Genomic DNA, 4,235 nt, shown 5'->3' on the forward strand with positions numbered 1-4,235 from the left:
GCGTCAGCCGAACAACCTCCCGCCCCGCCCCATCCCGGAACCACCGCCACGCATAACCAACCTGCGTCCGCTCACCCGCCAACCGCCCCCGACCGACAAGCCGCGCCAACGTACCGTCCCCACCACCCACAGACCCGACCGCCGACCCAGCAGCCACCGCGGCAGCGACCTCGCCCCTCAAAACCCCAGCCAGCTCGGCGTCAGCAGGACGGAACCCCAACCCCCAAAACTCATGACACGCCCGGTCAATCCGCTCGGTGATCTCCATACTCGGGTGCGGAACCCGGCCGAGCCGGTAGTTCCCCAGCTGCCTCGTGCTGAGTGTGGGTTCTCCAACCTCGCGCCCGGCATTGAGCTCCCAGGCCGCGCTCTCGGTAGATCCCACGACTTGACACAGGAAGCGGGCTCTGGCCGTCAGGTCATACGCAGGCATAGCGGCGACCTCGTCGTCCACATTGGCACGCGTCGGGCGGGGGCCTCCCCGCTTGAGCAAGCGCTCCAGAGCCCTGATCCGGTCACCGGTCGACTTGTTCGGCTTCTGGACGCCCATTCGGATGGATCGCACTGAGGAGTCTCTGACTTCGAGCAGGTCTGCCAGGGTGCTGAGCTCCTCATGCACACCTTCCAGCAGATACACCATGGTGTTCTGGAGAGGAGTCCAGCCGGCACGGACGCGCTCGTCCACCGCCTCCGCGGTAACCGCGGCCCCCTTCATGAGCAGGCCGTACGCCGCATTGATCCGCTCAACGACCTTAACGCGCCTTTGCATCCCGCCCCTTAGGATGTACGACACCTCGCCCGGGCGAGCATCCAACAATCGGTCCAGCTCTTCCTCCCCCAGACTTGCCTTCAGATGCAATGCCTGGAGCCGGGGCGGGTTAATCGTGCCGCTCGCGGGAAGCCCGGCCGTCTCAGCCACAGCGTCCAAGTCCCGATACAACACATACAGCTCGTCCACCCGTTCGACCAAATCCAGTGGGGGGTTCGAGGGGGTCGCGCCAGGCTTCGAGCCGAAATACAGGCTCACCGCTGAGGTTGAGACTCTGACCCTTGCAGCTGAGGCTGTGATCGCACTGACCAGGGCCGTATTCTCTCCACCCAGCTTCTCTCGCACATAGGCCAGCTTGCCCGCGAAGTCCAGCCCCTCTTCCTCCTCTTCGCGGTACCGGATGACCTCGTCCTTCACCTGCTTAGGGGTCAACCCGACCTTTCCATCCTTGAACAGGCGTTTGACTGCATTGATCCTGTCACCGACCGCCTTGTTCGGCATGGACTTGGCCAATCGGTATCCGTACACCGGTCCGGGCGTGACACCGAGCAGGTCGGACAATCGCACTCCCATGGCTGTTCTGCCGGGCCTACTCGCCTCCTCCATCAGGTACACCATCGTCTTCTGGAGAGGAGTCCAGCGGGCACTGACGCGCTCGTCCACCGCCTCCGCGGTAAGTGCGACCGCGTCGTTGAGCAGGAGGAAAGCCGCGTCGATCCGTTCAATGTCTTGCCCGGGCATGCCAATCGGGTTCAGTGCGCCGCTCAACATGCGCCGCACCCGGTCCACATGGATCTTCAGCACCTCGGCCAGCAGCGCGACCCGGTCCTCACCGTCAGCCGGCACCAGACCGTCCCTCACCCGCTCCAACTTCACCTGAAGAAGCAACTTGGCAGCAGCCGCCTCCCCCACCGACCGCCCATCGTTCAGCCGGCGACGCTTCGCCTCGCGCGCCGCCTCTACATCCGAAGTGAACTCCCTCATGAGCGCGGCCATCTCCTCCGGGGTGAACTCCTCCTCCTGGCCCGCGACAGCATCCATGCCCTCGTTTCCGGCGAACTCCACCGGATCAGCCATCACCTCATCCCCCGACAGACCGCCGCCACCCTCACCCGTGGAGTAGACGGAGTCCGCATCGGCTGAGCCGGCTCCACGCCCACCAAACCCCAGCGCCTCGGACAGGAACCTCAACGCATCCGGATCCAGATCCTGTATGCCCTCACCCGGCGCCCCCGGCTCCATCCCGGACTCCGAGGCAGAATCCGGCGCCCCCAGCCCCATCCCGGGGGCCGAGGCAGAATCCGACTCCAGCGCCTCGAGCACCCCCGCCCAATCCTCCGCGTTCAGACCCTCCACGCCCTCGCCCATGCCCAGCTCTGGGTCCAGGTCTGTACCCCCCGCGCGGTAGTCCACAGCGGGTGCCACCTCGAACATCCCCCCGACCTGGCCCGATACCTCCGCGCCCCCTGCCGCAGGGCCGGACCGAGAACGCCCGGCGTTCACGGCGTCATCCACATCGGCCGAGGTCAGGCCGGTACGGCCTGCCCGCAGCAACCGCCACACCGCGTCGATCCGCTCACCAACAGCCTCCGACGGCCTCCGACCCACCCGATACCCCTCCACCTCCTCCACACCCACACCCAGCAGATCAGCCACCGAACCATCCCCCGGCCCCACCGGCAGACGGTCCAGCACGTACCGCACCTTCACCCCACGCCGAACCGGACCATACGGAATCCACCGGTCGGAATCCGCCTGCCCCGACCCCAGCACCTCGGTGACGGTCCCCAACTGTTGCGGGGCGACGCCGTTCCTGGGCTCCGTGGCCCGTTCGCCGTCCGCCAGCGGCTCGACCGGGGCAGAGGCCGAGTCGGTGGAGCGCACCGTGTCGGCACCGTTGCGGCTCTGGACGGCGGTGTCCGTCGGGCCGTCACCGGCAGAAGAGCCGGACATGGTGCCCCCTGGGCCCGGCCGCCGAGCCTCGTCCTGCTCATCCCGCTCGTCCTGCGCGCCACCAGTGGCGCGCGAGGTCATGTCGCCGGACCCGGTGGGGATCCGGCCGGGGGAAACAGACGGCTGACTCGCGGTCCGGCCAGAGGCGGGGACCTGATCGGCCGACTGGCCAGAGGCGGCGTCAAGTTGGCGCGCAGTTTGGCCACGAGTGGGAGCCGGGGTGACCGTCTGCGACGTGACCGCCGGGGGCGCGGTAGCGCCCTGGAGCGAGACCGACCCCGAGAACTCGCTCACCGTCTGGGCCGACTCCGCCGACTGCTGAGCCGCTTCCGTCACGCCCGTCTCCGGACCGTCCTCGTCCGTCACCGGATCTCCGGAGACAGTCCGGACGGGCCGCGGCGCGGAGTCGGGGACTGTCGTGGCGAGCCCCTGGGCGGCCGCTGCCGAACGGGGTGCTACAGCGGGAAAGGACTGCCCCTCGGCTAGATCCCGCCCCGGGGAAGCCGACGGCTGGTTCGCCGTCCTTCCGGCATCCAGGATCTGCCCGGCGGCCTGCCCGGGAACCGCCGCGGACCGGTCCACCAGCGTCTCGGCAGAGACCGCCACTCCCTGGTCCGCCGTGTCAGCGAGGTCAGAGTGCGACTGGGTCGACCGGGCGGTGACCGGCGTGGTCGCGTCCGCCGTCCGCACCGGCTGCGCGGGTATCCCGGCCGCGGCCGCCCGGTCCGTCCCCGTCCGCTCCTCGTGACCCGCCGTCAGTTCATTCGAGGTGGTCCGCGCGGGCCCCGACGTAGCAGGGGATCCGGCTGCTGTGGCGGCCGGTCCCGTGGCAACCGTGCCGGATTGCTGCGCGGCAGCCGGGGTGGGCTGGTCGGCCATGGCGGGAGCAGTCCCGGTGGTCGGCGCCTGGACCGCGCCGGCGTCTTCGGCTTCGACCGTGCGCGGGGGCGTGTCGTGCGTAGGAATGTCGTGGACGGTGCCCTCACCGCCCTCAGCAGTGGAACCGGCCTGTCCGGTACGGGTGTCCGGCACACTGCTTGCCGTACTCATCGTGGATCGCGGAGCGGGTGCCGCAGCGGTGGGTTCGCCGTCCACCGGGCCCCTGCCGGCCGCGCCGAACGACCCGTCAACGACGCCAGGCAGTGCGGTTGCGGCAGTGGTGCCCTGAGCGCCAGCCGCCCTGTGCGCGTCGCCCTGGGCCGCCGCGGGGGCGGGAACAGCCCCCGGGACGGAGCCGACAGAGGCGATCTGGTGTGCCGGGGCCTCGCCCCGTTCGCCTTCGGTTTGGGCTTGGGAGCGTCCCGTGTCCGAACTGCTCACGGTGGCGGTCCGGCTCAGCGATGCCGAACCGGTCCCGCGCTCGCCGCCCCCGGCGTCCTGCGCGCCGTGGCCGGCCCGCTCCTGCACGCTGTCCGTGGTGTCCGTGGCCGGGCCGGTGTCCGCCGCACCGCCTGTGGCGGGCGGGGACTGGACGGAGAAGGTGGTGTTGATCCACGTCCCCGACGCCACAGCG

General features: G+C 69.6%; 2 protein-coding genes. One reads left to right on the forward strand and one right to left on the reverse strand.

The features are described from left to right. On the reverse strand, positions 1–2,425 hold a 2,425-nt coding region (locus ABZZ20_RS36585; protein WP_356877331.1), incomplete at its 3' end, for a hypothetical protein. A 1,600-nt stretch (positions 2,426–4,025) separates the two neighbouring features. Between ABZZ20_RS36585 and ABZZ20_RS36590 the strand changes: the two genes are divergently transcribed. Further along, a partial coding sequence (locus ABZZ20_RS36590; protein ID WP_356877333.1) for a hypothetical protein occupies positions 4,026–4,235 on the forward strand: 210 nt, incomplete at its 3' end.

Origin of the sequence: Streptomyces sp. NPDC006430 (genome assembly GCF_040612395.1) — a bacterium.
Taxonomy (GTDB): domain Bacteria; phylum Actinomycetota; class Actinomycetes; order Streptomycetales; family Streptomycetaceae; genus Streptomyces.